The organism is Streptomyces sp. NPDC026515 (genome assembly GCF_055567595.1).
In genome coordinates, this window is record NZ_JBVHQD010000009.1 from 319974 (window position 1) to 345984 (window position 26011).

The window sequence follows — 26011 nt, forward strand, 5'->3', positions numbered from 1 at the left end:
AACGGGTGGTTGAGGCGCTGCCGGCCTGCCGGGCCGGGTTTCGGGTGCGGGAGCGTCGTGGTCGGTCGCCCGGTTCCTCCCCCGCCTTCGGCCGGGGGTACCACCGGCGCCCCTCTAGGCCGCTGCTGTGACCGGCGTCTCCCGTGCCTGTCCGTAGCGGTGCAGGATCAGGGCGGCCATCGCGTCGTGGGCTCCCAGCGGGGCCGACGCCAGCCAAGGAGCGTGGCGCGCGCACTGCGTGGCGAAGCGGCCCGGGGCCGTGAAGCAGGAGGCGACGGCGATGCGGTGGCGGCCCTTCGCCCGCAGGGCGGTGATCGCGTCCGCGACCGTGGGCGTCGCCGCCGACGCGTAGGCCGGGACGACCGGGACGCCCAGGCGTTCCGCCAGGAGCCGGGCCGTGCGGCCGGTGTCGGCCCTGGCGTCGAGATCGCGGGAACCCGCCGCCGCAAGGACGACGGCGCTCGCGGGCCGGCGCCGCCAGCCGGCCTCCAGCAGGCGGGCGTGCAGCGTGTCGGCGAGCAGCGGGTGCGGGCCGAGCGGGCCCGCCACCCGCGTCGGCGCCTGCGCCGCGGCCGCCGCCTCGGGGATGTCCCGTTTGACGTGGTGGCCGCGGGCGAGGAGCAGCGGGACCAGGACGGCGGGGGTGCCGCCGAGGGCCGCGAGGGTGTCCGGGAGCAGCGGTTCGTTCAGCTCGATGTGGCCGAGGTGCACGGACAGTTCGGGACGCAGCGCGCGTACCCGGTCCATGAGCGCGCGCACGGTGGTGAGGGCACGCGGGTCACGGCTGCCGTGGGCCACCAGGACCAGTGCGGGCGGGCCGGGGCGCGGGGGGAGGTCGGACACGGTCATGCAGGAATCCTCGCCGGGCGGGGTTGCACCCCCGTTGCCTGACCGTCACGGGAGTTTTCGTACGCTTCACGCCACGAACCCGGCCGTTGTGAGCGAACCGGATCGGCTCGTCCCGCGTCCTCCAGGGTCGGGGCCTCCGAAAGAGGCCTGGGGGACGCCGAGGGAAGCCGAGGGGGACAACCGTATGAAGATCCGCCGACCGCGTCTGCCGCGCACCCGCACCGGCAGACGGCGGCTGGTGCAGGGTGTGATGGCCGGCTGCGTGCTGGCGCTGCTGCCGGCCACCTGGCTGTACGTGTCGACGGCCGGCCGGCTGCGCACGGTGGCGGATGTCCCCCGCACCGACGTCGCGATGGTGTTCGGCGCCGGCCTGTGGGACGGCGAGCCGTCGCCGTATCTCGCCAACCGCCTGAACGCGGCGGCCCGGTTGTACAAGGAGGGGCGTATCAAGGTGGTCCTCGTCACCGGCGACAACAGCCGCGAGGACTACGACGAGCCCGACGCCATGCGCACCTACCTCACCGGGCACGGAGTCCCGGCCGAGCGCATCGTCAGCGACTACGCGGGCTTCGACACCTGGGACTCCTGCGTCCGCGCGAAGAAGATCTTCGGCGTGGACCGGGCGGTACTGATCAGCCAGGGCTTCCACATCCGGCGCGCGGTGGCGCTGTGCGAGGCGGCCGGGGTGCAGTCGTACGGCGTCGGGGTCGACGCCAAGCACGACGCGACCTGGTACTACGGCGGGACGCGGGAGGTCCTCGCGGCGGGCAAGGCGGCCGTGGACGTGCTGTTCGAGCCGAACCCCCGGTTCCTCGGCAAGAGGGAACCGGGGGTCGCGAAGGCCCTGGCCGCGGCGGACCGCCGGGCCGGGTAGACCGGTCAGGAGCGCGGGGCGGTGCCGGCGTACCTCGCCGCCGCCGGGGTCCCGGCCGCCGGACGCGGGCCGCGCGGGGTGAGGTGACGCGGAGGCATGGCTCGGAGACCTCCTGGCCGCCTGCGTGTACGTGGGGGGAGACGTGGTCCGGGTGCGGCGGGGGCCCGGACCGGGCCGTCGGGGGGCGTGCGTGGTGCTTGGCGAACAGGTGCACGACTGTGGTGCGGCCCCTTGAGGTCTCAACGGTCGCCGATCGGCCATCCCCGGCCCGGAACAAGCCACACGGGCCGTGAGGAACCGCCGGAGCCGCCGTCACGGGACGGTCGGGCCGGGCAGCCCGCGGGCCCGCCAGTCACCGCCCTCGATACGGCGGCCGTCCGTCCGCAGCCGGGCGGCGACGACGTCCCCCGCGAGGTACACCCAGGCCCGGACGGCGGCCCCGTCCCGCCGTCGTACGGCGTCCCGCTCCACGCGCACGTACAGACTGCGCGGATCCCCCGGCACGTACTCCTCCAACGCGTCGAGTTCCAGGAGGAGCCGGTCGTACGTCTGAGGGCGGGCGGTGACCAGTTCACCGCTCAGTTCACCGCCCGGCTCCTCGAGCGCGTAGGGGTAGCCGGGCCCGTCGTACAGCACCGCGTCGGGGAGCCGGCCGGGTTCCTCGGACACGGTCCGTCCCCGCAGGAACAGGTCGTGGTTGGGCTGGCCGGGGCGGAGCGTGCCGTAGACGAAGAAGGGGAGGCGGCGACGGTTCCGGGTGGTCACAGAAAGGATTCTCCACCCCCTTCACCCCCACACACATCTCCATGGAGGCGCTATGGACATGAGTTGTCATGGCCTCTTAAATCGCAGTCGTCATCAGCGCCACCCCCACGCCTCTGAGGCGCATCTCCAAGGAGACCGATGAGCCGGACACGGAACACCCGAGTTTCCCGTCTCGCCACGGCCGGCGTCGCCGCCACCACCGCGACCCTGCTGGCCGCCGCGCTCTCTCCCGCCGCCCACGCCGACACGAGACCGACCCGGGCCACCGCGATCGAGAACGCGGCACAGGCGCTCGTCCGGTACGCCGGCACCCTCGGCCTCACCTCCACCGAGGGCACCAGGGTCCGGGACGTGATCGTCGACAGCAACGGCACCCAGCACGTCCGCTACGACCGTACCTACCGTCAGCTCCCCGTGCTGGGCGGTGACTTCGTCGTCCACCTCAAGGCGGACGGCGCCTACCGCGGTGCCGACCGGGCGACCCGGGGGACGATATCCCTCGCCTCGACCGTCCCGGAGATATCCGCCCCGAAGGCCGCCGGCCTCGCGGTGAACGCGCTGCGGGCGGCGAACCTCGGCGACGCGCTGAAGCAGGTGCGGGCCAGGCCGGAGCTGGTCGTCGACGCCCTGCACGGCACCCCCAAGCTGGCCTGGCGCACCAACGCGGTCGGCAGGGACTCGCTCGGCAACCCGGTCGCCCGCACGGTGCTGACCGACGCCCGCACCGGCGCCCAGATCGACGCCTGGGACAGCATCGAGACGGCGACCGGCGACGGCAGGTCGCTGTACAGCGGTACGGTCCCGCTGGAGACGACGCAGGCGGGATCGGCGTACAACCTCACGGATCCCACCCGCGGCAACACGTACACGGGTGACGCGGCCAACAAGACGGACCTGTGCGTCTTCGGCATCTGCATCGTCCGGGCGCCGTCGACCGTGTTCACGGACACCGACAACCACTGGGGCACCGGGGCGACCGCGGACCGCGCCTCGGCGGCCGTCGACGCCCAGTACGGCACCAACGAGACCTGGGACTACTACAAGAACGTCCACAACCGTAACGGCATCGCGGGCGACGGCAAGGGCTCGTACAACCGCGTCCACTACGGCAACAGCTACAACAACGCCTTCTGGGACGACAGCTGCTTCTGCATGACGTACGGCGACGGCGACGGGACCACCTTCGGTCCGCTGGTGGCGCTGGACGTGGCGGGCCACGAGATGACCCACGGCGTCACCTCCAAGACCGCGGCGCTGACGTACTCGGGCGAGTCCGGCGGCCTGAACGAGGCGACCTCCGACATCCTGGGCACGCTGGTGGAGTGGTACGCGAACAACTCCTCCGACCCGGCCGACTACCTGATCGGCGAGAAGATCGTCCGCTCCGGCTTCGGCAAGGCGGCGCTGCGCTTCATGGACCAGCCGTCGAAGGACGGGAACTCGGCGGACTACTGGAGTTCGTCGGTGGGGAATCTGGACGTGCACTATTCGTCGGGCGTCGCCAACCACTTCGCCTACCTGCTGGCGGAAGGCAGCGGCGCGAAGACCGTCAACGGCGTGAGTTACAACTCCCCCACGTACAACGGCTCGACGGTCACCGGCATCGGCCACGACAAGCTGGGCGCGATCTGGTACCGCGCGCTGACGGTCTACATGACGTCCTCCACCAACTACGCGGGCGCCCGCACGGCGACCCTCAACGCGGCGAAGGACCTCTACGGCGCGGGCAGCGCGGAGTACAACGCGGTGGCGGCGGCCTGGAGCGCGGTCAACGTGAACTGAGCGGCGGCACGCGGAACCGAGGACGGCCGTCCCGGTGCACCGGGACGGCCGTCACACACACCCCGGAAAAGGGGGGACGGCGCAATTCAAAAAACACGGGGCCGGGGAATTCCGGGCGTTTCCCGAGTGGATTCCATGGCGATGCCGTGCAGTGATGTGCAGTTTTGGTGACGCCCCGCGCAATTCCCGAACGCCGCCGCCCCGACGGCCACTTGCGGCAATTCCCCGCGTGCACTAACTAGATTGACCATGAACCTGTTCAGCCGCCCCCACACGCCTCGCCGCACCCCCACGGTCCCCCCACGCCCGGCGGCGCCGGCCTCCCCCGCCTCGGCACCCGTCCTGCTCGACCCCGCCCTCGCCGCCCTCACCGGCGAGTGGATCATCGACCCGGCACACAGCAGAATCGGTTTCTCGGTCCGGCACGCGATGGTGACGACGGTCCGCGGGTCCTTCGCCGAGTACCGCAGCCGCCTCTACTTCGACGGCCGCGACCCGTCCCGCTCCCGGGCGGAGATCACCCTCTCCACGGCCAGTGTCGACACGGGCGTGGAACAGCGGGACGCCCACCTGACCGGTCGCGACTTCCTGGACGCCGCGACCCACCCGCGCATGCGCTTCCAGAGCACGGCGGTCCGCCTCAAGTCCCCCGACGTGTACGTCATGACCGGCGACCTGACCATCAGGAGCACCACCCGCCCGGTGGACCTGGAACTCACCTACATAGGCAACGTCACGGACCCCTTCGGTTACGAGCGCGTCGGCTTCGACGGCACCACCACCATCAACCGCATGGACTGGGGCCTGTCCTACAACTCCCGCCTGGCGGAGGGCGGCGCGATGGTGAGCGAGACGGTACGGCTGCAGTTCGACATAGCGGCGATCCGGATGACACCGGAAGGAGGCTGAATCCCGCCCGCCGCCCCCGAACACCGCACACGATGCCGTGCGGAGTCCGGACCGGAATCAACACCTGGCCTGATTCCCCGGTATTCCGAGGCCGGAAATCCGGCCACGTCCTCCCCTTTCCGGCGGTGACCGGGCCGGCCCGGGGTCGCGCTCGCCGCACCGCCGCCGGGGCGGGTGACGTGCCGGGGACGGTCCCGGGCGGTCACCCGTTCACTCCCCGCGGGGGCCGCCGTTCGTGTGCTTTTCATACTGGACCCTCTGCAGCGCCCTTGACCTGCCGGAACTCCCTCACAGCCGTTTCCCGGGCACCGTCCTGTGACACCCATTCATCCCACACCTGACGGAATCTCAGGGAGCGGGCCCGGCCCGCCTGCTTTTACCTCGGAAGAGCAAGGAAGTGGGAAGAGTTCGACGAGGGAGCACCATGCGACGCACTGTCCGTCCACTGACCGGGGCCGCGCTCGCCGTGGCCGCGGCCGGTCTCGCCGCCGCCCCGGCGTACGGCGGCAGTGCCGGCAGCCTGGCCGTCTACCCCTCGACCACGACCCCCGGCGCCCAGGTCTCCGTGAACACGGCTGTCTGCGGGGAGAAGTCCTCGGCGCTCGGCGACGCCACTTCGGTCGGCGCCGGGACGTTCACGCTCGCGCCCAGCACCCATGAGGGCGAGGCGATCGGCCGGTTCCAGGTGCCGGACGGCGCGCAGCCGGGGACGTACGAGATCGTCGCGAAGTGCGCCGACGGGAACCAGCAGGTGACCGGGGACCTGGTGGTGGCACTGATGCCGGCTGCCGGCGGGCAGGTACAGCCCCACGGCAGCGTGAAGACGGGGGTCGGTGGTGCCCTGGGCACCGACCCCGTGCAGACCGCGGCGGGTGTGACGGCTCTGGCCGTCGCCGCCGCGGGCGGTACCTGGCTCCTGCATCGCCGGGCGAGAGGCGACGGGATCTGACGGACACCCTCCGCTGTCCGTCCGCCGGTACCGCACATCCCACCCCCTCCGGGTCCGACGCCCCTCGCGGCCCGGAGGGGGTAGGGGGTCAGGCAGCTCCCGCGAGCCCCTTTCCCCCGCGTCAGAAGCTCCGACAGCCGACCTAGGGGATCGCATGCGCAAGATCGGGGACACCGCGATAGCCGCCGTGACCGTCGTGGCGCTCGGCTCGGGCGTCTGGCTGCTCGGCCCCGGCTTCGGCCCCCGTACCGCGCCACCCCAGCCGTCCGCCGCCGAGGGCCGCCCCGACCCCGGCGAGGAACGCCTCGAAGCCCCCGCGCTGCCCCCGTCCCCGTCCACCCGCATCCGCATCCCCTCGATCCGGGTGAACGCCCCCCTCATGGGCCTCGCCCTCACCTCCGCGGGCAGCCTCGACGTCCCGCCGGCCGCGGACAAGAACCTCGCCGGCTGGTACGAGTCGGGCACCGCACCCGGCGAGAGGGGCACCGCGATCGTCGCCGGACACGTGGACAACACCGAGGGCCCCGCCGTCTTCTACGACCTCGGCGCCCTCAAGCGCGGCGCGACGATCGAGGTGGACCGGCAGGACAGGACCGTCGCCGTCTTCACCGTCGACGCGGTCGAGGTGTACCGGGCCAGCGCCTTCCCCGACGAGAAGGTCTACGGAGCCGCGCGCCGCCCGGAGCTCAGAGTCATCACCTGCGGCGGCGGCTACTCCCGGACCACCGGCTACCAGGGCAACGTCGTCGTCTTCGCCCATCTGACGGCGAGCCGCTGACCCCTCACATCCCGGCCCCGCCCCCGATGAGGGCAGCGTTCCGCGCGGGAAACAGGGGGGATGCGGCCGGGTAACGTCGGCGCCGCACGCTCCTCGGCATGACCTTGAACACGCGTGTGGTGGCGACCGGCGCCGGCGTGGGAACACGCCCCGGCCGCGGCGCCGTGCCGGGCGCGTCCGCCGACGACGGAGGCTCCTGATGACCGCCACCCCGGGGTCCGCCCCCACCATCGTGCTCGTCGGTCACGGCATGGTCGGCCAGCGCTTCCTCGAAGCGCTGGCCGAGCGCGGCCTGACCGCGACGCACCGCGTGGTCGTGCTGTGCGAGGAGCCGCGCCCCGCCTACGACCGCGTCGCCCTCACCTCGTACTTCACGGGCACGTCCGCCGACGACCTCTCCATGACCGACATGGGGTTCATCGACGCCCACGGCATCGAGCTGTACGTCGGCGACCCGGCGCAGACCGTCGACCGGGCGGCGCGGAAGGTGACGGCCAGGTCCGGACGGGTCTTCGCCTACGACACGCTCGTCCTGGCCACCGGCTCCTACCCGTTCGTGCCACCGGTCCCGGGCAAGGACGCCGAGGGCTGTTTCGTCTACCGCACGATCGAGGACCTGCTGGCGATCGAGGCGTACGCGAAGTCGGGGGCGGCGGTGGGTGCCGTGGTCGGCGGCGGCCTGCTCGGGCTGGAGGCCGCGGGTGCCTTGAAGGGACTCGGACTCACCGCGCACATCGTGGAGTTCGCGCCCCGCCTGATGCCGGTGCAGGTGGACGCGGGCGGTGGTGCGGCCCTGCTGCGCACCGTCGAGGAGATGGGTCTGAGCGTGCACACGGGCGTGGGCACCCAGGAGATCGTGACCGACGACGCGGGCGCCGTCGTCGGCATGCGGCTGTCCGACGGCTCCGAACTCGCCACCGACATGGTGGTGTTCAGCGCCGGGGTCCGGCCGCGGGACCAACTCGCCCGGGACTGCGGCCTGTCCGTCGGCGAGCGCGGCGGCGTCGCCGTCGACGAGCAGTGCCGTACGGTGGACGACCCCCGCGTGTTCGCCATCGGCGAGTGCGCGCTGGCGGCGGACGGCCGGGTGTACGGACTGGTGGCGCCGGGGTACGAGCAGGCGGCGACGGCCGCGGCCGCCATCGCGCGAGCCGAATCCGCCTTCACCGGCGCGGACCTGTCCACCAAGCTCAAGCTGCTCGGCGTCGACGTGGCCTCCTTCGGCGACGCGCACGGGACGGCCGAGGGCTGCCTGGACGTCGTCTACTCCGATGCCCGCTCGGGCCTGTACAAGAAGCTGGTCATCGGCCGGGACGGCACGCTGCTCGGCGGCATCCTGGTCGGCGACGCGGACGCCTACGGGACGCTGCGGGCCTTCACCGGTTCGGTGCCGCCGGTCGCCCCCGAGTCGCTGGTGCTGCCGGCCGACGCGGGCGGCGGCGCCCGGCTCGGGCCGTCCGCGCTCCCCGACGAGGCGGTCGTCTGCTCCTGCCACAACGTCACCAAGGGCACGGTCCGGGGCGCGGTGGGCGAGCACTCCTGCACCACCGTGCCGGAGGTGAAGAAGTGCACCCGGGCCGGTACCGGCTGCGGCAGTTGCGTCAAGGTCCTCGGCCAGCTGGTCACGGCCGAGCTGGAGGCGTCCGGCGTCGAGGTCGACAAGGGCATGTGCGGCTGCTTCGCGCAGACCCGCGAGGAGCTGTACGAGATCGTCCTCGCGTTGCGCATCCGCACCTACCGGGAGCTGCTCGACCGTTACGGCCGGGACGGCGCCCGGGGCGGCGACGGCTGCGAGGTCTGCAAGCCGGCGGTGGCGTCGGTCATCGCCTCCCTCGCCCCGGCCATCGGCGTGAGCGGCTACGTCCTGGACGGCGAGCAGGCGGCGCTCCAGGACAGCAACGACCACTTCCTCGCCAACCTCCAGAAGAACGGCTCCTACTCGGTCGTCCCGCGCATCCCCGGCGGTGAGATCACCCCCGAGGGGCTGATCGTGATCGGTGAGATAGCCCGCGACTTCGGCCTCTACACGAAGATCACCGGCGGCCAGCGGATCGACATGTTCGGCGCCCGCGTGGAACAGCTCCCGCTGATCTGGACACGGTTGGTGGACGCCGGTTTCGAGTCGGGCCACGCCTACGGCAAGTCGCTGCGCACGGTGAAGTCGTGCGTGGGACGGACCTGGTGCCGTTACGGCGTCCAGGACTCGGTCCGGATGGCGATCGACCTGGAGCTGCGCTACCGGGGTCTGCGGTCGCCGCACAAGCTCAAGTCGGCGGTCTCCGGCTGCGCCCGCGAGTGCGCCGAGGCCCAGTCGAAGGACTTCGGTGTCATCGCCACGGCGGGCGGCTGGAACCTGTACGTCGGGGGCAACGGCGGTGCCACTCCGCGCCACGCGGATCTGCTCGCCCAGGACCTGACCGACGCCGGACTGGTCCGGCTGATCGACCGCTTCCTGATGTTCTACATCCGTACGGCGGACCGCCTGGAGCGCACGTCCACCTGGCTGGAGCGCATCCCGGGCGGCCTGGACCACGTGCGCGACGTGGTGGTGGAGGACTCCCTCGGCATCTGCGAGGAGCTGGAGTCCCTGATGGCGGCGCACGTGGCCCACTACGCCGACGAGTGGGCGTCGACCGTCGCCGACCCCGACAAGCTCGCCCGCTTCGTCTCCTTCGTCAACGCCCCCGACACACCCGACCCGGTCGTCGGTTTCGTGCCCGAGCGCGACCAGATGAAGCCCGACCTGCCCCTGCTGTCGATCGGCATGCGCCCCGCCGAGGATGTTCTGGAAGGAAGCGCCCAGCGATGACCCTGGCACCCGAGACCACCGACCTGATGGTTCAACTCCAGCTGGACGAGGGCTGGTTCACGGTCTGCGACCTGAGCCGGCTGACCCCGGGGCGGGGGGTGGCCGCGCTGCTGCCGGACGGCCGCCAGGCCGCCGTCTTCCGGGACCGCGCGGACCGTCTGTTCGCGATCGACAACCGCGACCCCTTCGGCGGCGCGGCGGTCCTCTCCCGCGGCCTGACCGGCACCCACCGGGGCCGCCCGTTCGTCGCCTCGCCCCTGCTGAAGCAGCGCTTCGACCTGGCCACCGGCCAGTGCCTGGACGACGAGACGGTACGGGTGACCGCCTACGCGGTACGGGCCGCCGTACCGCAACCGCCGGCACGGGACTGACCGTTTCGGCGGCACGACCACGAGGCCACGTCCGTGGCCGGCCCGGCCGGACACCCGGGCGCCGGGCGGGCCGGCCCCTGCGCGGCCCACGGCGGCAAGCACGACCCGGCCCTCCTGCGGGACCTGTCCCGGCCGGGTCCGGCCCTGCCGGCCGTCCGCGCGCCGGGACGTCGGTGCCCGGAGGCCCGGCTCGCGGTGACGGCCGGACTCGGCTTGCGCGCCCGCGCCTGCCGACGGGCCTCGACCCGGGAGAGCGGACGCCCCGACAGACTGCTCTCCGACGGCGCCGTCTCCGGTGCGCCGCCATGACGGCCACCGCGCCGCCTGGTGGTGGCGGCCGCCGTGTCGCCCGGGAATCCTCCGGGCTTCTCAGCACTCCGCCGGGCTTCTCAGATCTCTTTCAGTACCGCCTCGCAGGAGACCCCGGTAAGCCGCTCCGACGCCTCCCAGAGGCGTCGCGCCATGGTGTCGTCACGGGTCCAGGGCGCCCGCCAGGAGGGGGCGGGGGCGCCGCGCCACATCGCGATCGAGGGCCCGGTGAAGGAGTCGGGCCGGACGCCGGGGGCGGTGGCCGCGTACAGCGTGGGCAGCGCGCCCGCCTCGGCGGACTGTGCGAAGAGGGCGTTCGCGGCCGTCATCGCCCGCTCCGCCCCGCGCCGCCCTTCGGCACGCGGCCCGGCGGTCTGCAGGTTGGTGGCCGCGTATCCGGGATGGGCGGCGGCCGCGACGAGGTCGCCCCCGTGGGCGTCGACGCGCCGGGCCAGCTCGTGGACGAAGAGCAGGTTGGCGGACTTGGACCGGCCGTAGGCGACCCACCGTCGGTAGCGGCGGGCGCTGTCGAGGTCGTCGAGGTCGATGTTGGCGATGACGTGCATCATGCTGGAGACCGTGACGACCCGGGCGGCGGGGGTCTGGAGCAGTACGGGCATGAGCAGCCCCGTGAGGGCGAAGTGCCCGAGGTGGTTGACCCCGAACTGCGTCTCGAACCCGTCCGCGGTGGTCCCGTACGGCGGCGCCATCACCCCGGCGTTGTTGACCAGGAGATCCAGGCGGCCGTACGGGAACGAGTGGGCGAAGTCCCGCACCGAGGCCAGGTCCCCGAGGTCCAGCCGCCCGAACTCGAGGTGCGCGTCCGGAACTTCGGCGGCCATCCGGTCCCCGGCCTCCTGCCCGCGCGCCTCGCTCCGGCAGGCGAGCACGACCCGGGCCCCCTTGCGGGCCAGCTCGCGCGCCGTGACGTACCCGAGCCCGCTGTTGGCCCCGGTGACGACGGCGACACGGCCGGTGAGGTCCGGGATGTCACCGCTGCTCCAGCCGCTGCGCATGAGAGCTTCCTCCACCGGTGGGGTCCGTGTCGCGGCCAGCCTACGAGCAGGGGCCGGGGGGAGCCCGCGGACGCGGCCGTACGCCGGTCGCCCCGTGCCGGACGAACCGCCCGGCGCGGCGTAGGGTGCCGGGATGATCGGCATTCCGGAGGGGCTGGCGCGGGGCACGATCGACCGCGAGGGCGAGCGCGGGGCGGCCTGGATCGCCGGGCTCCCCGCGATCGTGGAGGACCTGCTGGAGCGTTGGGCGTGCGTTCCCGACGGCGAGGTGACCCACGGGGGTGTGGGGTTGATCGTCCCGGTACGGGAGCGGTCCGGCGGGCGGTACGTCCTGAAGGTGTCCTTCCCGCACCCCGGGAACGTGCACGAGCCGGACGCTTTCGAGGCGTGGCAGGGCCGGGGAGCGGTCTTCCTGCACCGGCGCGACGACGCCCGGTTCGCCCTCCTGCTGGAGCGGGCCCGGATGTCCACGCTGGCGGCCCTGCGCTCCGACGACGAGACGGTGGTGACCGTCGCCGGCCGGCTGAACCACCGCCTGGCCGTTCCGGCGCCGGCAGGCCTGCCCCGGCTGAGGGACCGCGCCGGCGCCTGGGAGGCGGAGCTGCGCGGGGACGCGGCGGAACTCGGGCACGCGCTGCCGCCCCGTGTGGTGGACGCGGCCGTCGCCACCGCCCGCTGCCTGGGCTCCGACCAGCCCGACACCCTCGTCCACGGCGACCTGCACGCGGGGAACATCCTGCGGGCGGACCGGGAACCGTGGTTGGCGGTCGATCCGAAGGGCTGCGCGGGCGACCCGGCCTACGACGGCGGCACGCTGCTCAAGTCCCGCGCCGAGTCCCTCATGCGGGCCGACGACCTCACCAAGACGGTCCACCGCCTCGTGGACGCCTTCGCCGAGGCGGCACAACTCGACCGCGAACGCGTCGTGCGCTGGGCGCAGTTCCACGCCGTGCAGGCCGCCTTCTGGGGCAGGCGACACGGTTTCCGTGTCGCCCGCGGCGGTCCCCGGCTGGACCGCGTCACGCGATTCGCCGACGCACTGGCGGAGTTGCTGGCCGTCTAGCGGCCGACGGCCCGCCGTGGCCGGTCACCGGCGGCCGCCGAACTCCCACTCGTACACCTCTGTCTCCGCGTACCGGTGCGGAGCCAGGACGGCACGGGCCGTCTCCGGGTCCGGTGCGCGGACCAGGGCCGCCGTACCCAGCCAGGCGGTCGCGTCGTCGGACAGCAGCGGACCGAAGGCGATCAGCTCGTCGTGATCGACGCCGGAGGGCAGACGGGGACCGGAAGCGGTGGCGGTTGCGGTTGTGGTTGTGGTGGCGGCGTCTGCGGCGGTCGGGTGCGGGCCCAGGCCGAGCACCAGGTAGCGCCGGCCGCCGGCCCGGCCGCCCGGGAACTCCCACATGGTGCGGCCCAGCAGGTTGCGCCACCGGCGCAGCAGGACGTCCCGGTAGACGCCGGCCTGGTGGTTGGGCTCGTCGAAGGCGAACGCGCGGGCGGCCGCCGGATCCGGCAGACCGACGATGTGCACACTGCCGGCGACCGTCTCGCCGTCGGCGCCGAAGGCCGGCCCGCGGGCGATCAGCTCCGCCTCGTACCGGTCCATGTAGGACCAGTGCTCCTCCCCCAGCTCCTCACGCAGCGCCAGCGAACCGGCCCGGTCACGGTGGTAACAGAAGAACTCCATGGCCGAGGACCCTCCCGCACCCCGGACGGCGTCTCAACTGGATTCCACGACCCCGCGCAGCAGCAGGTCGATGAGCCGGCCGGCCAGTTCACGCTGTTCCTCGTTCGCCGCCATCAGGCTGATCCCCCCGAGCGCCATCAGCACGTCGCGGGCGTCGACCCCGGGCCGCGCCACCGGTGGCGCCCCCTCCGCGGAGTCGAGCAGCCAGGCGATGGCGTCGACCAGCAGCGTCCGGGTGTGCAGCTTCTCGCTGTCGTCGGTCAGGATCACCCGGAGCGCGTCGGCCATCCCCTGCTTCGCCGCCATGAAGTCGATGAACCGCTCCATCCAGGTCCGCAGCGCGTCCACTGCCGGCAGCGTCGCCGCCAGCTCCTCCGCCGCCTCGCACAGTCGCTGCACCTCGTGCCGGTACACCGCCTCGATCAGCAGTTCCTTGGAGGGGAACCGGCGATAGAGCGTGCCGACGCCGACGCCGGCCTGCCGGGCGATGTCCTTGACCGAGGCGCCCGATCCCTCCCGGGTGAAGGCCTCGGCCGCCGCCTCCAGCAGCCGGTCCTCGTTGCGCCGCGCATCCGCGCGCAACGGCCGGCGGGGCGTCGCCCCGCCTCCGTCGGTTCCGGCCACCGTCAGCCCCTTTCGCCCGCACCTTCACCTGCACCACTTGCAAACGGAACAAGTTCCGTTTACCTTCGAGACGTCAACCGGAACCAGTTCCGGATAGCAGCGTACGACGCCGTCCGCCGTCACGCCATGTCATCGCGCGCCGTGCCGTCATCCTCCCCCTGGAGAGCGCCACGCCCGGCGTTCTCGTCACCCCCTTCCGGCGCCCGGAGACAGCCGTGCCGCGCGCCCGCCCGCGCACCCCCCGGGCCGACGGGTCACCCGACGCGTCGCAGGGTCTCCGGCGTGAGATCGGCGAGCGTCGGATAGCCGTCGACTGCCATGATCAGGTCGGCCTCGGCCAGCAGCGCGCGCAGTACATGGACCAGTCCGGCTTCACCGCCGTAGGCGAGACCGTACGCACAGGGGCGGCCGACGCCCACGGCGGTCGCGCCCAGCGCCACGGCCTTGACGATGTCGGCTCCCGTGCGCACCCCGGAGTCGAACAGGACGGGCAGGCCGTCGGCCGCCTCGACCACGCCGGGCAGCGCGTCGAGGGCGGGCAGGCCGCCGTTGGCCTGCCGGCCGCCGTGGTTGGAGCAGTAGATGCCGTCCACACCGGCGTCCTTGGCCCGGCGGACGTCCTCGGGGTGGCAGATCCCCTTGAGGATCAACGGCAGATCGGTGATCGACCGCAGCCAGGGCAGGTCGTCCCAGGTGAGCGGGTTGCCGAAGATCCCCGCCCACAGGGCGACCACGGCCTGCGGGTCCTCCTCGGGACTCCGGCCGCCCAGCAGGGAGCGGAAGACCGGGTCACTGGTGTAGTTGGCCAGGCAGTTGCCGCGCAGCTGCGGGAAGTTGCTGGTGGTCAGGTCCCGGGGCCGCCAGCCGGTGACCCAGGTGTCCAGGGTGACCACGATCCCCTTGAAACCGGCCCGCTCGGCGCGGTGCACCAGGCTCTCGGCCAGGCCCCGGTCGGTGGGGGTGTACAGCTGGAAGAAGCCCGGGGTGTCGCCGAACTCGGCGGCGACCTGCTCCAGCGGATCGACGGTCAGCGTGGAGGCGACCATCGGCACGCCGGTACGCGCGGCGGCACGCGCGGCCGCGAGATCACCGTGGCCGTCCTGCGCGCACAGTCCGATCACCCCGACCGGCGCCATGAACAACGGCGTGGCCAGCCGCATCCCGAACAGGTCGACGGACAGATCCCGTTCACGGGCGCCCACCAGCATGCGCGGCACCAGCCCCCAGCCCTCGAACGCGCTGACGTTGGCCCGCTGGGTGCGCTCGTCGCCCGCACCGCCCGCGACGTAGGACCGCACCGAGGCGGGCAGCGCGGCCTGCGCCAACGGCTCCAGATCGTCGAACGTCATCGGGAACGGCGGCGTCACCCCGCGCAGACCGTCGAGGTAGATCTCGTTCTGGTAGTCGGCGAAAGCCATGATCCAGACCTCCTTGCGCCCGCGCCCGCCGGTTGCGGGCCCTCGGGTCCACAATGAGAGAGTGACGCGGCAACGCCCCGAAACGCAGGATTCTCGCCTCATGGGCCCGTCGGTGCAGGATGCTGTCCCCGCCCTGCTGAGCGAGGAGGAGCTGGCGCTGATCAACGCCCTGCAGCTGCGCCCGCGCGCCTCCTGGACCGAACTCGGGCGCGTCCTGGACGTCGACCCGGTCACCGTGGCCCGCCGCTACCACCGCCTCGCCGAGCAGGGCACCGCCTGGGTCGGCTTCTCCCCCGGCCCGCGTCTGCTCGAACAGATCTGTGTGGCGTACGTGGTGATCGACTGCGCGCCCGGAGCGACGGCCCGGGTCGCCGAGGCCCTCGGCGCCCACCCCCACATGGTCACCATCGAACGCACCGCCACCGGTCACGACCTCCTTACCACGGTCGCCACCCAGGACCTGTCGGCCCTGTCCCGCTACACCCTCGACCGGCTCCCGCACCTGCCCGGGATCACAGCCGTACGGTCCCGGGTCGTCACCCACATGTTCACCGAGGGCGGCCACTGGCGTATCGCGGCGCTCGCCCCCGCCCAGCGGGCCCGGCTGGCACCCCCGCCACCGCCCCCGGCCCACGCCACCGCCACCGCCGCCGCCGCGGCGGCGACCACTCCCGTCGACCGTGACCTGATCACCCACCTCGCCCACGACGGCCGTATCTCCTACCAGACCCTGGCACGGCACCTGGACGTCAGCCTCTCCACCGCCAAACGCCGTATCGAGACCCTGACCCGCGGCGGTCTGCTCCGCTTCCGCTGCGACTTCGCCCGCCCGCTGGGCGGCTGGCCGGTCGCCGTGACCTTCTGGGCGAAGGTCCCGCCCGCCGACCTCCCGCACGTCGGGCAGGCCCTCATCCGCCTCCCCGAGACCCGCAACTGCGCCGCGATCAGCGGCCCCGAGAACCTGATCCTCCAGGCCACGCTCCACTCACTCGCGGACATCCTCCGCCTGGAGAGCCAACTGGCCGCGACCCACCCCGCCCTGGACATCGCCGACCGGGTCATCACCCTGCGCCAGGACAAACTCCTCGGCCGCCTCCTGGACCCCTACGGCCGCTCCACCGGCGTCGTACCGGCCGACCTGTGGGCGGAGCCGGCGCTGTGACCGCACGGCGGCTCCCACGCGTGTCAGCCCGGCGGCTCGGCGACGACCTTCGTCCATCCCACCGAGAGCCCCCAGGATCCGGTCGTCCTGGAAGTGACCGACACAGAAACGTTTCTGCACTCGCGGTCGACAACCATCTCGTCATACTGCCCAGGACCGCCGTCGGCGCACACGGTGGAGGAACCCGTCATGGAGCCGACCTTGACCTCGACGGTCCCGGAACCGGAGCAGACCACCGAGACCTGCAGGGTTCCCCGCCGGATGTCCGAGATCACCGGAAACGAGCGAGCGCCCGTCTCTCCACCGGCTTCGACGAACGTCCTCTGCGCGTCCGGGAGCTGAGGCGGAGTACGGGGGTCCCAGCCGCCGGAGGCGGTGGGAGCCGCGGTGGCGGAGACCTCACCGGCGGAAGCCGTCCCGGCCGGCGTCCCGACCGCGGTCGTCCGGTCGCCGGCCGACACCGCACCGGTGCAGCCGGTCAGCAGAAGAAGCAGTGCGGGCACGGCTGTTCCCGCTCGGCCCATGCCTACCTCCCGGTGTCCACGGGCCCGTGCCCGTCGGCTTGCCGCGCGTAACCTGGCAGGTGAAAACGGAGGGGGATCCTGCCATGGGTGGAGAGAACGTGAACCGGGCCGGTACGGCACCGGCGAGTCCCGAGGAGATGATCGCGGAGGCGCGGAAGGCGTTCTTCGTGATGTTCGCGCTGCTCGCCGTCGTCTGGCTGGTGCAACTGGCCAACTTCGCCGACCACTACGCCCTCTCCCGCAACTACGCCGTGGTCTCCGGGGACGCCGGCACGCTGCCCGACGTCCTGGTCGCGCCGCTGCTGCACTGGAGCTGGGCGCACATCGAGAGCAACTCCGGTCCGCTGTTCGTCTTCGGCTTCCTCGCCGCCTACCGCGGAGTGCTGCGGTTCCTCGCGCTGACGCTGCTGATCGCGGTGAGCAGCGGTGTCGTGGTCTGGTTCTTCGAGAAGGGCGACGTGGCCACGGTCGGCGCCAGCGGCCTGATCTTCGGGTACTTCGGTTACGTCGTCGTACGCGGGCTCTTCGACCGGCACCTGATCGACACGCTGGTCGGGATCGTCATGGGCGCCTCCTTCGCCTACCTCCTCACCGTGGCCGTGCCCGGCACGCCGGGAGTGAGCTGGCTCGGACACCTCGGCGGGCTGCTGGGCGGGCTGCTGGGCGCCTGGCTCTTGCGGGACCGGCGCCCGCGGACCGGCACCGGCGGAGGAACCCCCCGGGCGGTGACCGGCGACGCCCCGCAGCCACGCTCCGACCTGTACAAGGAACTCGGCGACCTGGGCCTGCTCTGAGCCCCGTCGGCAGTCGACGCCGGCCTGCCGTCACGAGTGGGCACGGGAGAAGGGACCGGCACCCCGGAGGGTTGACCCGGTCCTGAAGACCGCACCGACCTCAGCTGTCAGTGGCAGTCGAAGCGCCAGTCCCACGGGAGGCCGGGGCACCGGCGGCAACGGAAGAAGCAGACGCCACCGCAGTCGCCCAGCTGCATGTCGCCGGTGATGGTCAGAAGGTGCTCCATGCGGTGTCCGCACGCGCGGTTCGGCCAGTCGGCAAGCTGCGTCCAAGCGGGCCAGCCACCGGCCTTCGTCCCGATGACAGGCGCCGCCGCGACGCCGAGGGCGCGCCGCGACGCCGAGGGCCGGGATGGCGCCCCTTTTGGCTGTCCTGGACTTGGTCCGCCACTCCTGAACCGTTCATATCGCGCCATGTCCTTGCTTCCGTTTTCCAGCCAACAGGAAATCCTTGAATCATCGGCTCCAAACCGCCGGCACGCGAATCCATGGGAATCATTTTACCTTCCATCAGGCATGACCACTCGGCATCACCTTCGGTCAGCACCCCGTATCATCGCGGATGACAGCACGGCAAATCTCGGATTAACATTCAACAAAAGACCGATGCGGAAATCCTGCGGATCACCCATCAGAATGCGCTGTCCAGATATCCCCCTGTACCGCGTTGACTACATCCACTTTGCCCCAAGTCACACATGCGTGTAACCTTCAACGTTTTCCCACCATGTTCTTGACCGGTATCGCCGGCACCTCTTACGTTTCTGGCGTCGGGATCATGCGCTTCCCCCGGACAACGGGAATCGTGAAGCGCATACGGTGTAACCAAGTGGAGGATGAAATGAAGAAGATCGTGAAGATCATCAGCGGCATCACCCTCGCCAACCCGGCCAAGGCGGAGCGCCGCGACCACTGAGTCACGGACTCAAAGGACCGCCCGGCCCCGCGAGAAGGGGGCCGGGCGGTCCACTCCGCTTGAAGCCCGCTTCGGTATAAGGGGATTCGATGTCACGAATCGACCTGGTCAGTGCCGCGCAGGTATCTGTGACGGTACTCGTTGTCTTGAGGATGATCTGGGTTGGCTTCCTTCGAGAATCAGGGAAAATTCTCAGTTGGCCGATGTTCACACTCGGCTCCTCCGTGATCGTCAACCTTAGAGCGGGCGATGCCGAAGCTGCCGAGGAAGTCAACATCTTCGAGGTCTTACCATCGGGGGAGTTCGCAATCTCTCTTAGCGAACTTCAGTTGGTAGTCGACTACGTATCCACCGAGCACGGCCAAGTAAACGGCACTGGCCGCATGCTCTGGGCTGAGGGTGAAAAGCCGATCACAGTCGAGGACAGTCATGTGGTTGCTTGACGCGCTTACGTCCGGATTCTCGACTCCAACATCTGAGAACCGGCTCCAATACTTCCGAATCCTGATCGGTGTCGCGTGCTTCGTCAAGTTTGCGTTGGCGCTGCTCCATCGCGGATGGTTCCGCCTCGAACGGGGCGGATACACACACTACGCGCTGAAACATCGGATGGGAGAGGAACAGGCAGATCTAATAAGCACCACCTACCGACCCGTATTTGCGATACGCCTCCTTGCGAGTGTTGCCGTAATCTGCGGAGTCGAACCAAAAATTTCAGCACTACTGGTACTTTGTGGACTCTTCTACGAACTCATCTACGAGTACCGATACAACACCATCTACATGGCTCTGATGGTTGCATGCCTGCTGCCCGCCGGAAATCTTGGCACCGGATTCTCATTTTCCGATCGAATTTCCTCGACAAACACCTGGGCACAGTTTCTAGCGGTTTTGATAACTCTTGACCTCTACTGGAACGGCGTGTGGCTGAAGGTTCGATCGCCTCATTTCATGAGCGGATTACTGCTCGCGCAATACGTCCATGGAGCGGAAGAGGTCAAGGATCGGTTGCCGTACAGGGAGTTCTTCTACCCGCGTCCTGCGCTGAAGGCACTGGATGACAGCCCTGCCGGGATCAAGAAGTGGCGGCTCGCCGCGCAGGCCACAATAGTCCTGGAGGCAGTGATACCGATTGCGCTTTTCCTTCCGCAAGCCCGACCATGGGCCATCTCCATTGGATTGCTACTGCACACAGGTTTTGCACTTTTGAAGCCTCGTGGAATCATTGGATTTTCCATCGCTACACTTGCCAGCTACATCCTCTTTGTGCCGTAAAGGGATCGCCTCATGAGCGTGCTATCGGAGACTGGCCCCTTCGTAGCTGTTGCTACCGTTCTCACTGTTACTCCAGGGTTGGACACCACTCTCGTCCTCCGCTCAGCGGCTAGTCAGGGAACGCGGAACGCTTACGCGACCGTCTTCGGTATCAGTGTGGGAGTACTGTGCTGGGGCCTGGCTGCCGCTGTCGGGGCAAGCGCGATTCTCGCAGCCTCGCCGACCGCCTACACGGTGCTCTGCATCGCGGGCGCCGCTTACTTGATCTGGCTGGGAATCGGCATGCTCCGTCGTGCCCGAACCAGAGGAAGGGGGGCGGGTGTCTCCGAAGCCGATGCCGCGAGTTCACCAAGGGGCGAGCTGCCCATTCGCTCATGGTCGCGCGGGTTCTTCTCGAACCTGCTCAATCCCCGTTTCGGTCTGTTCTACATGGCAATGCTGCCGCAGTTCATCCCGGAAGGCGCCCCTCATTTTCTGATGGGGCTCCTCCTGGCTTTGATCCACAATGCCATAGATTTGATTTGGTTCAGCCTGCTGATACTCGGTGTCCATTTTCTGGGGCATTGGCTCGACAAGCCAGCGGTCCAACGCGGCCTGGATTGCGTCGCCGGCGTGGTTGTAATTGCCTTCGGTGCCAAGCTGATTATTCCCGTCCTACTGCCGTAGAGAGGGCGCCGCCATGGAACTACTGCTGCTTTCCAACTCCACAGCGTTCGGGCGAAAGTACCTGGAACACGCGTTGGAGCCGATATCGGAAGCGTTGAGCGGGACAAAAGAAGTCCTGTTCGTACCCTTCGCCTTGGCCGATCATGATGGATACACCGCCGAGGCCGCCGAAGCTCTCGCCCCCTTGGGGGTGAAGGTCAGAGGCGCGCACACCGGCAACTCGGTTGACTTTGTAAAAGGTGCAGAAGCAATATTCATCGGTGGAGGGAACAGCTTCCGGCTACTTAAAGCGCTGCACGCTCAGGGTCTCCTCCCTGTCATTCGCGACCGCATCCGAGGCGGCGTCCCCTACATGGGATCAAGTGCGGGGACAAATATGGCTTGTCCCACCCTACGCACCACGAATGACATGCCCATCGTTCAGCCGACAACCTTTGATGCACTGGGCTTGGTGCCGTTCCAGATAAATCCCCACTATGTTGAGCGCAGTCCTGACAGCACTCACATGGGCGAAACCCGCTCCAAGCGACTGGAAGAATTCCTTGAGGAGAACGATGTTCCTGTGGTGGCGATGCGAGAGGGGACGTGGCTCCGGCGATTCGCTGACCGTCTGGCCCTCGGCGGCTCTGAATCGGGAGGTGTGCTCTTCCGGCGTGGGTACTCGCCTGTGCAGCTCCGCCGGAACGCCGATCTGAGCGACCTGCTTGAGGTTCCAGCTCGCTTCGACCTGTGAGACGGCCGGAACCCTGGACGGTAGGCCCGTGAGGGCAACACGGCGGGGCCTCTGTGATGCCGACGCCTGACGAGACTCAGCCGCACCCAGAGGGTGCAACGAGGGCACAACAGGGTTACACCAGTTCAACGGAAACCAACGTCAGTAAACGTCATTTAGCCTGGTCAGCGGCTTGTCTTGACAGACCCCGCAGATGATGGCCCAAGGGGCGGCACCCCCGCACAGGGTGCCGCCCCTCTCTTGCGTGCCGGGGCCGTCGTCCATCGGTCTTGAGGGTCGGGGACGGACGACGGACCCGGGGTTCATCAGCGGTGGTCGCTGCCCGCCGACTGGGTCGCCGCCCGGCCCGCCTCCAGGCGGGCCACCGGGATGCGGAACGGGGAGCAGGAGACGTAGTCCAGGCCCACCTCGTGGAAGAAGTGGACGGACTCCGGGTCGCCGCCGTGCTCGCCGCAGACGCCCAGCTTCAGGTCCGGGCGGGTCGCGCGGCCGGCCTGGGCCGCCGCCGCCACCAGGGAACCGACGCCGTCCCTGTCGATCGTCTCGAAGGGGGAGACGCCGAAGATGCCCTTCTCCAGGTACGCGGTGAAGAAGGAGGCTTCGACGTCGTCGCGGCTGAAGCCCCAGACGGTCTGGGTGAGGTCGTTGGTGCCGAAGGAGAAGAACTCGGCCGCTTCCGCGATCTGACCGGCCGTCAGGGCGGCCCGGGGGAGTTCGATCATCGTGCCGATCGACAGCTTGAGGCTGGTGCCGGTGGCCGCCTCCACCTCCGCGATGACCTGGTCGGCCTCCTCGCGGACGATCTCCAGTTCCTGGACCGTGCCGACCAGCGGGATCATGATCTCGGCGCGCGGGTCGCCCTTGGCGCTCCTGCGTTCGGCCGCGGCCTCGGCGATGGCGCGGACCTGCATGGTGAACAGGCCGGGGATGACCAGGCCGAGGCGTACGCCGCGCAGGCCCAGCATCGGGTTCTGCTCGTGCAGGCGGTGGACGGCCTGGAGGAGTCGGAGTTCGTTCTCGTGCGGCTCCTGACGGGACTCGGCGAGCGCCACCCGGACCGAGAGCTCCGTGATGTCCGGGAGGAACTCGTGGAGCGGCGGGTCGAGGAGGCGGACGGTGACCGGGAGGCCGTCCATCGCCGAGAAGAGCTCTACGAAGTCCTTCTTCTGGAGGGGGAGGAGAGCCTTGAGCGACTCCTCGCGGTCTTCCTCCGTGTCCGCCAGGATCAGGCGTTCCACCAGTTCACGGCGGTCGCCGAGGAACATGTGCTCGGTGCGGCACAGGCCGATGCCCTGGGCGCCGAAGCGGCGGGCGCGCAGCGCGTCCTCGGCGTTGTCGGCGTTGGCGCGCACCCGCAGCCGGCGCTTGCGGTCCGCGAAGGCCATGATCCGGTGCACCGCTTCGACGAGTTCGCCGGCGTCCTGGGCACCCGCGTGCATCCGGCCCTCGAAGTACTCGACGACCGGGGAGGGCACGACCGGGACCTCGCCCAGGTAGACCTTGCCCGAGGAGCCGTCGATGGAGATGACGTCGCCTTCCTCGACGACGTGACCGCCGGGGACCGTCATCCGGCGGCGCTTGGTGTCGACCTCCAGCTCCTCCGCGCCGCAGACACAGGTCTTGCCCATGCCGCGGGCGACCACGGCCGCGTGGGAGGTCTTGCCGCCGCGGGAGGTCAGGATGCCCTCCGCCGCGATCATGCCGTCGAGGTCGTCGGGGTTGGTCTCGCGGCGGACCAGGATGACCTTCTCGCCGGAGCGGGACCACTTGACCGCCGTGTACGAGTCGAAGACCGCCTTGCCGACCGCCGCGCCCGGCGAGGCCGCGATGCCCCGGCCGGCCTGCTGCGCCTTGGCCTGCTCGTCGAAGCGGGGGAACATCAGCTGCGCGAGCTGGGCACCGGTGACGCGCTGCAGGGCCTCCGTCTCGTCGATCAGGCCCTGGTCCACCAGCTGGGTCGCGATGCGGAAGGCGGCGCCCGCGGTGCGCTTGCCGACGCGGGTCTGGAGCATCCACAGCCGGCCGCGCTCGATGGTGAACTCGATGTCGCAGAGGTCCTTGTAGTGGTTCTCCAGCGTCTCCATGATCTGCATCAGCTGGTCGTACGACTTCTTGTCGATGGTCTCCAGCTCGGCCAGGGCGACCGTGTTGCGGATGCCCGCCACCACGTCCTCGCCCTGGGCGTTCTGGAGGTAGTCGCCGTAGACGCCCTGGTGGCCCGAGGCGGGGTCACGGGTGAAGGCGACGCCGGTGCCCGAGTCGGGGCCCAGGTTGCCGAAGACCATCGAGCAGACGTTGACCGCGGTGCCGAGGTCGCCGGGGATGCGCTCCTGGCGGCGGTAGAGCTTGGCGCGGTCGGTGTTCCAGGAGTCGAAGACCGCGCGGATGGCGAGGTCCATCTGCTCGCGCGGGTCCTGCGGGAAGTCCCGGCCGGCCTCCGACTTGACGATCTTCTTGAACCTGGTGACCAGCTTCTTGAGGTCGGCCGCCTCCAGTTCCGTGTCGACGGTGACCTTCTTGGCGTCCTTGGCCCCGTCGAGGGCCTCCTCGAAGAGCTCGCCGTCGACGCCGAGGACGGTCTTGCCGAACATCTGGATGAGGCGGCGGTAGGAGTCCCACGCGAAGCGGTCGTCACCGGCCTGCTTGGCCAGGCCCTGCACGGACTTGTCGGAGAGACCGATGTTCAGGACCGTGTCCATCATGCCCGGCATGGAGAACTTCGCGCCGGAGCGGACCGAGACCAGGAGCGGGTCGTCGGCCTGGCCGAGCTTCTTGCCCATCCGCTGCTCCAGCGCGTCGAGGTGCGCACTCACCTCGTCACGCAGTGCCGCCGGTTCCTCGCCGCTGTCCAGGTAGACCTTGCAGGCTTCCGTCGTGATCGTGAAGCCGGGGGGAACGGGCAGCCCGAGGTTGGTCATCTCGGCGAGGTTCGCGCCCTTGCCACCCAGGAGGTCCTTGAGGTCCTTGTTTCCCTCGGTGAAGTCGTAAACGAACTTCGCTACGTGGGGTTCTTTGTTTTCCGACACGGGTCTCGACTCCCTGAAGGACGCGGTGGCTGCCCTGACGGCGAGGAACATACCCAGATCGAAGGCGCCTGGGTACGTCTGCTCGTGTGTCATGCGCCCGTAACCGATCGTCCGCCACCGGATCGAAAGTCAAAGCTTGGCAAGCGGAGACGAGATCATGTTTTCACTTCTTGAACGCATGACCGCTCAAGGCGGCACTAATTCGCTCAGATGAGCGGGGCAGTCGCACGCCTGATTTCGATCGATGAACGATCAAGGGGTGGCACCCAGTGCCACCCCTTGGAGAAGTGCAGCCGCTCATGATCCGCTCATCTGAGCGCAACCCTTATCAAGGGTGGCGAGAATCACGCTGTCACAGGCGCCGGGATTTCACCATGCGGACATGGAACGGACGCCGCAAACGGACGGAAACCCCGCCGTCATCCCACCGGCGGCGGCCGCCTCACATCCCGAGCGCGAGGAGCCGCTCCTCCACCCGTTCCGGCGTGTACAGGTGCTCCACGACCAGCGCCCCGGCGCCGATCACCCCCGCCCGGTCCCCCAGCCGCGAGGTCACGACGTCCAGATGGGCGGTGGAGCGGGGCAGCGCCCGCTGGTACAGCAGCTCCCGCACGCCGGTGAGGAACGACGTGCCCGCCAGGTCCCCCGCGATCATCAGCACGCCCGGATTCAGCAGGGTCACGACCGTCGCCAGGACGTCCCCGACCCGGCGGCCGGCCTCCCTGGCCAGTGCCGCCGCCTCCGGATGGCCGGAGGCGAGCAGATCGCGCACATCCGAGCCCGAGGCCGCCGGAACCCCGGTCTCCGCCAGCCGCCTCGCCACCGCGCCGCCGCTCGCCACGGCGGCGAGGCAGCCGTAGGAACCACAGCGGCACCGCGCCTCGGCGCCCACCCGGATATGACCGATGTCCCCGGCGCCGCCGTCGATGCCCCGGTAGATCGAGCCGTCGACCACCACCCCGGCGCCGATACCCGTCGAGACCTTCACCAGGACGAACGCCGAGCAGTCGGGGTGTCCGGTGCGCTGTTCCCCGTAGGCCATCAGGTTCGCGTCGTTGTCCACCAGGACCGGGACCCCCGGCGGCGCCCCGGTGTGCTCGGTGAACGCCCTGGCCATGCGGCCGCGTATGTCGTAGCCGTCCCACCCCGGCATCATCGGCGGCTGGACGACCCGGCCGCTCCCGCTCTCCACCGGACCCGGTACCGCGAGGCCGATCCCGCACACCTCCGCCGCTTCGTGGCCGGCCTTCTCCAGCAGCTCGCCGAACCAGCGGCCGAGTTCGGTGAGCACGGCGTCCGGGCCGTCCTGGATCACCAGCGTGCCGGCGTGTTCGGCCAGGATCTCGCCGGTCAGGGAGAGGACGGCGGCCCTGGCGTGCCGGGTCTCGAGGTCGGCGGCCAGGACCACGGCGTGCGAGTCGTCGAATTCGAGGGTGATGGAGGGGCGGCCGCCGAGCGGGGAGTCGACCGGGCCGCCGGCGCCCTCGCGCAGCCAGCCGGCACGGAACAGCCGGTCCAGGCGCAGGCCGACGGTCGCGCGGGAGAGTCCGGTGGCCTGCTGGAGGGCGCCGCGGGTCACGGCCCGCCCGCTGCGCACCAGCTCCAGGAGTTCGCCCGAGCTCGCCTGTCCGCCGCCCTTGCCGGTCCTGACGGTCGTACCGGTCCTGACGGGACGTCCGGTCATGCGCACCCCCTTGTGTTTCTCAAGCTTGCATTACATATTGAGTTTTGCGTGTTAAATAGACGTAACCCTACGGTAGCCACCGCCAAACCCG

25 protein-coding genes are annotated in these 26011 nt (G+C 70.2%); 16 read left to right on the forward strand and 9 right to left on the reverse strand.

Going from position 1 to position 26011, the window contains the following annotated elements; translation table 11 throughout:
• Positions 1-114: 114 nt before the first annotated feature.
• Positions 115-849, reverse strand: a complete 735-nt coding sequence (locus ACZ4O3_RS21340; protein WP_467723579.1) for a sirohydrochlorin chelatase — start codon at positions 847-849, stop codon at positions 115-117.
• Between the two features lie 184 nt (positions 850-1033).
• Here ACZ4O3_RS21340 and ACZ4O3_RS21345 point away from each other — a divergent pair, with 184 nt between their 5' ends.
• A complete protein-coding gene (locus ACZ4O3_RS21345; RefSeq protein WP_362714918.1) occupies positions 1034-1723 on the forward strand; it encodes a SanA/YdcF family protein in 690 nt (229 codons plus the stop codon).
• Positions 1724-2035: 312 nt separating this feature from the next.
• Here the strand turns inward: ACZ4O3_RS21345 and ACZ4O3_RS21350 are convergent, their stop codons facing one another.
• Positions 2036-2488 (reverse strand): gamma-glutamylcyclotransferase family protein, encoded by a 453-nt coding sequence (locus ACZ4O3_RS21350; RefSeq protein WP_362714915.1) that lies wholly within the window; start codon positions 2486-2488, stop codon positions 2036-2038.
• Between the two features lie 138 nt (positions 2489-2626).
• On the opposite strand from ACZ4O3_RS21350, the gene ACZ4O3_RS21355 reads away from it, so the two are divergent.
• The 7 genes from ACZ4O3_RS21355 to ACZ4O3_RS21385 all read left to right on the forward strand — a co-directional run bounded on the left by ACZ4O3_RS21355 (position 2627) and on the right by ACZ4O3_RS21385 (position 10395).
• Positions 2627-4270, forward strand: a complete 1644-nt coding sequence (locus ACZ4O3_RS21355) for a M4 family metallopeptidase (RefSeq protein ID WP_467723581.1) — start codon at positions 2627-2629, stop codon at positions 4268-4270.
• Between the two features lie 249 nt (positions 4271-4519).
• The gene (locus ACZ4O3_RS21360) at positions 4520-5179 is read left to right on the forward strand and encodes a YceI family protein (protein WP_467723583.1); all 660 of its coding nucleotides are present in this window, start codon (positions 4520-4522) and stop codon (positions 5177-5179) included.
• 424 nt (positions 5180-5603) lie between these two features.
• Entirely contained in the window at positions 5604-6128 is a 525-nt protein-coding gene (locus tag ACZ4O3_RS21365; protein ID WP_467723585.1) for a hypothetical protein, read from the forward strand.
• 154 nt (positions 6129-6282) lie between these two features.
• Positions 6283-6906 (forward strand): class F sortase, encoded by a 624-nt coding sequence (locus ACZ4O3_RS21370; RefSeq protein WP_467723587.1) that lies wholly within the window; start codon positions 6283-6285, stop codon positions 6904-6906.
• A gap of 199 nt (positions 6907-7105) precedes the next feature.
• The gene (gene nirB / locus ACZ4O3_RS21375; RefSeq protein ID WP_362728985.1) at positions 7106-9715 is read left to right on the forward strand and encodes a nitrite reductase large subunit NirB; all 2610 of its coding nucleotides are present in this window, start codon (positions 7106-7108) and stop codon (positions 9713-9715) included.
• Positions 9712-10086 (forward strand): nitrite reductase small subunit NirD, encoded by a 375-nt coding sequence (nirD, locus tag ACZ4O3_RS21380; protein WP_467723589.1) that lies wholly within the window; start codon positions 9712-9714, stop codon positions 10084-10086. Before nirB ends, nirD begins: the two co-directional genes overlap by 4 nt.
• Positions 10087-10119: 33 nt before the next feature.
• Positions 10120-10395 (forward strand): hypothetical protein, encoded by a 276-nt coding sequence (locus ACZ4O3_RS21385; protein ID WP_467723591.1) that lies wholly within the window; start codon positions 10120-10122, stop codon positions 10393-10395.
• An 80-nt stretch (positions 10396-10475) separates the two neighbouring features.
• On the opposite strand, the gene ACZ4O3_RS21390 is transcribed toward ACZ4O3_RS21385, so the two are convergent.
• Positions 10476-11411, reverse strand: coding sequence for an oxidoreductase (locus tag ACZ4O3_RS21390; RefSeq protein WP_467723593.1), 936 nt, complete (start codon positions 11409-11411; stop codon positions 10476-10478).
• Positions 11412-11544: 133 nt separating this feature from the next.
• Here ACZ4O3_RS21390 and ACZ4O3_RS21395 point away from each other — a divergent pair, with 133 nt between their 5' ends.
• Entirely contained in the window at positions 11545-12474 is a 930-nt protein-coding gene (locus tag ACZ4O3_RS21395; protein WP_467723595.1) for an aminoglycoside phosphotransferase family protein, read from the forward strand.
• A gap of 24 nt (positions 12475-12498) precedes the next feature.
• Here ACZ4O3_RS21395 and ACZ4O3_RS21400 read toward each other — a convergent pair whose 3' ends face one another.
• The 3 genes from ACZ4O3_RS21400 to ACZ4O3_RS21410 all read right to left on the reverse strand — a co-directional run bounded on the left by ACZ4O3_RS21400 (position 12499) and on the right by ACZ4O3_RS21410 (position 15140).
• Positions 12499-13098, reverse strand: coding sequence for a YciI family protein (locus tag ACZ4O3_RS21400; RefSeq protein WP_467723597.1), 600 nt, complete (start codon positions 13096-13098; stop codon positions 12499-12501).
• 33 nt (positions 13099-13131) lie between these two features.
• A complete protein-coding gene (locus tag ACZ4O3_RS21405; protein ID WP_362723846.1) occupies positions 13132-13722 on the reverse strand; it encodes a TetR/AcrR family transcriptional regulator in 591 nt (196 codons plus the stop codon).
• A gap of 254 nt (positions 13723-13976) precedes the next feature.
• Entirely contained in the window at positions 13977-15140 is a 1164-nt protein-coding gene (locus ACZ4O3_RS21410; RefSeq protein ID WP_362723843.1) for an alpha-hydroxy-acid oxidizing protein, read from the reverse strand.
• Between the two features lie 112 nt (positions 15141-15252).
• Between ACZ4O3_RS21410 and ACZ4O3_RS21415 the strand changes: the two genes are divergently transcribed.
• Positions 15253-16302, forward strand: a complete 1050-nt coding sequence (locus ACZ4O3_RS21415; protein ID WP_467723599.1) for an Lrp/AsnC family transcriptional regulator — start codon at positions 15253-15255, stop codon at positions 16300-16302.
• Between the two features lie 23 nt (positions 16303-16325).
• On the opposite strand, the gene ACZ4O3_RS21420 is transcribed toward ACZ4O3_RS21415, so the two are convergent.
• Positions 16326-16805: a hypothetical protein gene (locus tag ACZ4O3_RS21420; RefSeq protein WP_467723600.1), complete on the reverse strand. Its 480-nt coding sequence runs from the start codon at positions 16803-16805 to the stop codon at positions 16326-16328.
• Between the two features lie 104 nt (positions 16806-16909).
• On the opposite strand from ACZ4O3_RS21420, the gene ACZ4O3_RS21425 reads away from it, so the two are divergent.
• The 6 genes from ACZ4O3_RS21425 (at position 16910) to pepE (ending at position 21210) form a co-directional block, all read left to right on the forward strand.
• Positions 16910-17620: a rhomboid family intramembrane serine protease gene (locus tag ACZ4O3_RS21425; RefSeq protein WP_362720096.1), complete on the forward strand. Its 711-nt coding sequence runs from the start codon at positions 16910-16912 to the stop codon at positions 17618-17620.
• A 727-nt stretch (positions 17621-18347) separates the two neighbouring features.
• Positions 18348-18536: a hypothetical protein gene (locus ACZ4O3_RS21430; RefSeq protein ID WP_467723602.1), complete on the forward strand. Its 189-nt coding sequence runs from the start codon at positions 18348-18350 to the stop codon at positions 18534-18536.
• Positions 18537-18625: 89 nt separating this feature from the next.
• Complete coding sequence (locus ACZ4O3_RS21435; protein WP_467723604.1) at positions 18626-18979, forward strand: hypothetical protein; 354 nt, start codon at positions 18626-18628, stop codon at positions 18977-18979.
• On the forward strand, positions 18972-19811 hold the full coding sequence (locus tag ACZ4O3_RS21440; RefSeq protein ID WP_467723606.1) for a hypothetical protein: 840 nt from the start codon (positions 18972-18974) through the stop codon (positions 19809-19811). The genes ACZ4O3_RS21435 and ACZ4O3_RS21440 overlap by 8 nt, the downstream gene beginning before the upstream one ends.
• A 12-nt stretch (positions 19812-19823) precedes the next feature.
• Complete coding sequence (locus ACZ4O3_RS21445; RefSeq protein ID WP_467723608.1) at positions 19824-20477, forward strand: LysE family translocator; 654 nt, start codon at positions 19824-19826, stop codon at positions 20475-20477.
• A gap of 13 nt (positions 20478-20490) precedes the next feature.
• Positions 20491-21210, forward strand: a complete 720-nt coding sequence (pepE, locus tag ACZ4O3_RS21450) for a dipeptidase PepE (RefSeq protein ID WP_467723610.1) — start codon at positions 20491-20493, stop codon at positions 21208-21210.
• A gap of 305 nt (positions 21211-21515) precedes the next feature.
• Here pepE and ppdK read toward each other — a convergent pair whose 3' ends face one another.
• Complete coding sequence (gene ppdK / locus ACZ4O3_RS21455) at positions 21516-24236, reverse strand: pyruvate, phosphate dikinase (RefSeq protein WP_362720111.1); 2721 nt, start codon at positions 24234-24236, stop codon at positions 21516-21518.
• 442 nt (positions 24237-24678) lie between these two features.
• Positions 24679-25920, reverse strand: a complete 1242-nt coding sequence (locus tag ACZ4O3_RS21460) for an ROK family protein (RefSeq protein WP_467723612.1) — start codon at positions 25918-25920, stop codon at positions 24679-24681.
• Between the last annotated feature and the right edge of the window lie 91 nt (positions 25921-26011).